Origin of the sequence: Pseudomonas sp. AU12215, assembly GCF_001675465.2 — a bacterium.
In the GTDB taxonomy this organism is placed as follows: domain Bacteria; phylum Pseudomonadota; class Gammaproteobacteria; order Pseudomonadales; family Pseudomonadaceae; genus Pseudomonas; species Pseudomonas nitroreducens.
In genome coordinates this window covers 1-5,706 of the sequence record NZ_MACM02000158.1, presented here as the reverse complement: position 1 = coordinate 5,706, position 5,706 = coordinate 1, and the positions used below count along the sequence as shown (strand labels likewise).

The following is a 5,706-nucleotide window of genomic DNA, read 5'->3' as shown; positions in this document are numbered from 1 at the left end:
TCGCAAACAAGGATCGTGATCTGGCGCTGTTCAACCTTGCCATCGACAGCAAGCTTCGAGCCTGCGATTTAACGAAGCTGCGCGTCAGGGACATAGCTCATGGTGATCACGTGTCGACGCGCGCGATCGTGATGCAGCAGAAGACTCAGCGCCCGGTGCAGTTCGAAATCACCGCTCAGACGAGAGCATCAGTTGAAGCTTGGATCCGTGCTGCTCGCCGTCGCAACGACGATTATCTCTTTCCCAGTCGTGCTCGTCGCTCAGCTCACATATCCACAAGGCAGTACGCCCGCATTGTGAAAGCCAGGGTAACCACAATCGGTCTAGACCCCACGCTCTACGGAACCCATACGCTCCGTAGAACCAAAGCATCACTGATCTATCGCAGAACGAAAAACTTGAGAGCAGTACAGTTGCTGCTTGGCCATACAAAGCTGGAGAGCACTGTTAGGTACTTGGGTATCGAGGTTGATGACGCTCTGGAGATGGCGGAGCAGACTGAGGTTTGATCATGCTCCCCTGTTGGCGCCGCGCCGCAAGCCGGCGCCTCTTTGAGGCCGCTAGCGGCCAGAAGCAGTCGTTCGGAGACGAAGATATTGGGCATTGCGTGTTTTAGCAGGATTACCCGGCATTACGAGTGAGCTTTAGGTCGCTGCGAAGCACCTTTGGACTCTTCCTCATGCCTAGCATTCGCAGCCACGTATCCGTTTCTTCATTCGTAAAATGCTCAGGAAAGTCGAGCGCCGCTAACTCAGAGAGCGCCGCTACCTAATGGATCTGAACTCACGTCGTTTTCGTAATGCTGACGGGGGCACAAGGTCGTGGTTCCACAGGAGCCAGAAATCGGCAGCGCTGCGAATACAGGGTATGCAGGTTGGTCGCTTTCTGGCTGGACACCTGATGAAAGACGCCAGGCTATTCAGCTCGCAATGTCGCAAGCATCGCTACCGCAAGGCCGATGGTGAAAGAACTATTACGGCCAACACACTGGATCGGCACAGTTTGCGGCGTAACCAAGTGTGGTGTGGTGATTTTACATCTGGGCAGGTAATCGCTGGATCTACCTGGCGGCAGTCATGGATTTGTATGCGCGCCGCGTCGGTTGGGTACTGTCCAATCGACCTGATTCGCACTACACCAGTATTGAATTCCGCCACATAGTCTGGCGCTACCGTATCAAGCAGAGCATGAGCCGCCGCGGCACTGCTGGGACAACGCGCCGATGGAGCGTTTTTTCAGAAGCCTAAAAACGGATTGGAGCCGGAGCATGGCTATGCCAGCCAAGGGCAAGCTGAGGCTGATGTGCTGCGCCACCTGACGGATTACTACATCAACCGCCACACAGCTACAACGGATACAGAACGCCGCGGAAACCGAATCACTGGCCGGATAAACCTAAACCAATGTCCAGTTTTCGTTGACCACAACATGAGCTCGACCGTTTCCGCGAGAACGTCATGAAGTGGCGTGTGGCCAATGCCTTTTATTGCCCTGAATGAAGGTCTCCGCTACTAGCACGCAAGATTTGTCGGTGCAAGGGAAAATCCCAGCCGTCTCGTACAATACTTATTACAAAATGAAACGCATGCTCCAGCTTCCAATTATAAGAAAGCTGGAGACCCAGATGACCATAAGAAAGATGGCGACTCTCGGATTGGTGCTGGCTGGTATGGGGGCAAGCACCGCCCTGATGGCCAATGCCGAGTGCGAGCTGTGTACGCAGGTGGAAACCGGTGTCGTCAAAGGTCACACCGAAGGTGAAGTTATTTCTTTCAAGGGAATTCCTTATGCCGCCGCCCCGGTCGGCGAGCTACGTTTCCGTGCACCTCAACGCGCGACCGCCTGGAGCGGTGTGCTGGATGCGGCCAGCTACAAGTCCACTTGCCCGCAAGTGAAGGATCCGCTCGAAGAATATCCATTCCCCGGTCGAGTCGTTAGCACTCCTGCTGGTAAAGCTGAGATCTACGAAAGCGAAGATTGTCTTCATCTGAACGTCTGGACTCCAGCAGCGGACGGCAAGAAACGTCCGATCATGGTGTATATCCCAGGAGGCGCTTTCATTGTTGGCAACGGCTCTTCTGACTTCTACAACGGCAGCCAACTAGCAAGCCACGATGTCGTTGTTGTCACCTTGAACTACCGCGTTGGCCTGTTCGGTTTCATGGAACTAGGCGGCGTAGATCCCAAATACGCGGGCAGCGGCAACAACGGACTGCGTGACCAGATCGCTGCTATCGAATGGGTGAAGCGCAACGCTGCTGCCTTCGGCGGTGACCCTGATAACGTCACCGTCTTTGGTGAGTCGGCTGGTGCTGCTTCCGTAACCGCCCTGATGTCGATTAAAGATCCTGAAAAGCTGTACAAGCGAGCTATCGTACAGAGCGGCAATACCAACCTGATCCACACCAAAGAGTTTGCGCTGAGCTCTGGTCAGGAGATCGCGAAGATCGCGAACTTTAGAACCGTCGACGACGCTCTGAAGGCCTCCTCTCAAGAGCTGCTGATGGCGCAGGAGAAGGTGTTTGCAGAATCTGAGCTCGGTGACCTGCTATTCGCTCCGTTCGCTGACGGCCAGCTGATCATTGGGACCCCGAACGACCTGATCCGCAGCGGCAACGCCAAGGCGATTGACATCATGGTTGGGGCCACCCAGAACGAGCTGAACTACTGGAACATGTATGACAGCCAGCTTCGTAACCCCTTCGTTGAAGAGACTGACGCAGGCCCGGCATCTCCACTGATTCCAGGTGAATACCGCGCTGATCTGGAAAAGCGTTTGGGCAAGACCTTGGATGAAGCCTACCGCAAGAGCCTCGGCACCTCTGATCACGTTGTCATTCGTTCTGCCCAGAACGATGACTTCAGCATGATCCAGCCCGCCACTATGTTGGCCGAGCGCCAATCCGCAATTAACCCCAACGTTTACCTGTATCGCTTCCGTTGGGATGTGCCCAAGCAGTACCTGCCAAAAGGACAGCCAGACCTGGGCTCGGTGCATGCTCTGGAGATCCCGTTCATGTTCGGCACGCTTGATCTGGCGTGGGTGCCGGGTGGCGAGGCGGTCGAGAAAGAGAAGCGTGACGTGGAAGCGGCTCTGGCCAAGCAAATGATGTCCGCGTGGACAAACTTTGCCAAAACTGGAAGCCCGAATGGCGCAGGCGTTCCTCACTGGCCTCAGTACGACAAGATCAAGCGCCAGACCATGGTCTGGGATGAGAAGTCAGCTGCTGAATCCGACCCGGAATCGGATCGCCGCCAGATCTGGACGAACGAAGAGTTCGGCTCCCTCCTGTGACATGAAGTTGCCCCGCCGCTAGCTGCGAGGCCTATCTAACAAGAACAAAAAGGCACCACAACAATGCGAATAGTGATTTCGCAGGCGATCCTCTGCGCCTCAGTTCTGGCTGCGGACAATGCGTCTGCTGTTTCCCTCGGCGGCGGTTTTGATCTTGAGCTTGAGCTCACCGCAGTTAGTGATTACCGCTCTTACGGTATCTCCCAGACCCTGGGCGATCCCACTCTTCAAACCAGCGCTACTTTGGTCTCGCCAATTGGCGCGTATGTCGGTGTATGGGCGTCAGGAGTGGATTTCGGTGAGGGCACAAAGTCCAGCCGTGAGGCTGATTACTATGCAGGCTGGTATCTCCCTATCGGGGAGGATCTACTGGTTGATATTGGCTGGCTGAAATACACCTATGACAAGGATAGCTATCTCAGCCAGTCCGGTTACTACGCCAGTCTCTACTACAAGGGCTTCGGGCTCGACCTCAAGTACTCTGACAACCTTTACGGCGACCAGACAAATAGCTATGTCGCGCTGTCCTATGAATACCCCTTCAATGACAGCACTCGGATCAATGTTCGCTACGGGGTGATGGACTTCAAGGATGAAGTGATCTTCTCCGCCAGTGGTGATTCGCGCTCGAAGTACGCCGAGTGGGAAACTCGAATCGAGAAGGACTATTGGGGGGCTACTTGGAAGGCGAGCCTGATCGATACCGACATGTCCGCAACGGAGTGCATGAATATATCCGGCTATGATGACCTGTGTAGCGCAAGCCTCGTGCTCAGTGCCACCAAGCTCTTCTAGCCGGTAAGGACTGGAGGGGAACGCCCCTCCAGGATGTTTATGAACAACGATCCTTTGCATCAAAGCCTTTTTGTGGGTGCCGACTGGTTACTGTACGCCGGTCACGACGGCTATCAGCATTCGGAGATGTTGGCCCCGGCTGTGCTCATCGCGCAGCCAGGTCACACCATCATGTGCCACATAGATGGGCAGGTTGAGATCACTTCTGCTGGCCTTCTTCATCAGGCTGGGAAGTGGAGCTACGCCAATGCCGTTGGCTTCGCCATTCTGTACTTTGACCCCGTATCGGACGTGGGGCGGCAGATTCAGTGTATCCAGAATGGGGGCTGCCCATTCGATATCTCACTAAACGGTGTCGGCTGGGAGGAGGTTTATTTTCAGCGACTTCTTGAAGGGCAGATCTCTGTGGCAGAGGCTGCGCAGTTGGTCGACCTGATTCGCAGGGCGATTGTTTCTACGCACCAGATTGCCGAGTTGGATCGGCGACTGATGTCGGCGTCGCAACAGCTTACAGCTAACCCTGCTGGAAGACTCGATCTGAAGAGTCTGGCATCAGCGAATCAGTTGTCCCCTGAGCGGCTGCGCCATCTGTTCAAGCAGCAGATCGGAATGACGCTGTCCAAGTACAAGTCATGGCGGCAATTACACGACATGTGCCTGCACCTGGCGGAGAGCTATGGACGGTCGTTCCAGTGGAATACCAGTGATGCGATCAAGCATGTCGGCTTTTATGACGACGCGCATGGCCTTCGCACGCTGAGCCATTATTTTGGGCCACGCAGCTCGATGACGGAAACGCCGATACACCTCATCAACTGCTTGGAACAGTGACGTGATGTCTGCGCGCGCAACAGCTACTCCGAAGTAAACCCTTTGGAGCTTGGGCGGGTAACCGCCCTTTTTTTTTCGAGCGCCTCAGAATCTCCATCGCCTCGTCCATTTTTCTGGATCCTGCCAGTAAGCATGCCGCCCCGTATTTTGCTGCCGCTCCTCTTGAACACTCACTTCAAATTTCCTATTTGTAGTGGTCAACCCCTCCCGGACAGTGGGCCAAAGTTTTTCTTCGGCACGGCGGGCGGCAGCCCGTCGTTGAGTTGATGCGGCCGGCGGAACCCACTCCGACTTCAGACTCCGGAACAACCGTTCCATCGGTGAATTGCCCCAGCAGTTACCTCGACGAAATGCTCTGTTCCAACCGATATCGCCACAGCCGCTGCCGAAACAGGAGGCTGGCGTATTGGCTACCCTGATCGGAACGAAACCTGCTGCGGTTTGCCTCGTTGCTTGTAGGCCATATCCAGCGCCTTGATGACCAACTCCGCATCCGGCTTGGCGGAGCATGTCCAGACAATTACTCGGCGTGCATGCAGATCCAACACCACCGCTGAGGAGTTCCAGCGGCCATGAGACCAGAAATCCTCGACTCTGGTTGAACAGCTGATTGACTTTGGCTGCGCAGGGCAACCCGGCGCAGCGACAGACTGCTCAGCTGCGCTAGTCCTGAGACTCAGGGGCTGGCTTGGGAATGTCCGCTCCTGGCCCAGACTGTGTAAAAACGCTGGCATCGACCTTGCTGTGATTTGATGGATTCAAATCAGCGGGGGGATGCCGATGAA

Annotated in this window: 4 protein-coding genes and 2 pseudogenes; 5 read left to right on the top strand and 1 reads right to left on the bottom strand. The window is 55.3% G+C overall.

The window, feature by feature from the left end; genetic code table 11:
- Positions 1-20: 20 nt before the first annotated feature.
- The 5 genes and pseudogenes from A9513_RS24745 to A9513_RS24730 all read left to right on the top strand — a co-directional run bounded on the left by A9513_RS24745 (position 21) and on the right by A9513_RS24730 (position 4,921).
- Positions 21-509, top strand: coding sequence for a tyrosine-type recombinase/integrase (locus A9513_RS24745; RefSeq protein WP_255302888.1), 489 nt, complete (start codon positions 21-23; stop codon positions 507-509).
- A 355-nt stretch (positions 510-864) separates the two neighbouring features.
- A pseudogene (locus A9513_RS36640) lies at positions 865-1,281 on the top strand (IS3 family transposase); the annotation flags it as partial.
- A gap of 343 nt (positions 1,282-1,624) precedes the next feature.
- Positions 1,625-3,295 carry a carboxylesterase/lipase family protein gene (locus A9513_RS24740; protein ID WP_176707281.1) on the top strand — a complete coding sequence of 557 codons (1,671 nt, stop codon included), beginning with the start codon at positions 1,625-1,627 and terminating at the stop codon, positions 3,293-3,295.
- 63 nt (positions 3,296-3,358) lie between these two features.
- Positions 3,359-4,090: a TorF family putative porin gene (locus A9513_RS24735; protein WP_065327852.1), complete on the top strand. Its 732-nt coding sequence runs from the start codon at positions 3,359-3,361 to the stop codon at positions 4,088-4,090.
- 39 nt (positions 4,091-4,129) lie between these two features.
- Complete coding sequence (locus tag A9513_RS24730; RefSeq protein ID WP_141678506.1) at positions 4,130-4,921, top strand: AraC family transcriptional regulator; 792 nt, start codon at positions 4,130-4,132, stop codon at positions 4,919-4,921.
- A gap of 197 nt (positions 4,922-5,118) precedes the next feature.
- Here A9513_RS24730 and A9513_RS35205 read toward each other — a convergent pair.
- Positions 5,119-5,475 (bottom strand): annotated as a pseudogene (locus A9513_RS35205) (DDE-type integrase/transposase/recombinase); the annotation flags it as partial.
- Positions 5,476-5,706 lie beyond the last annotated feature (231 nt).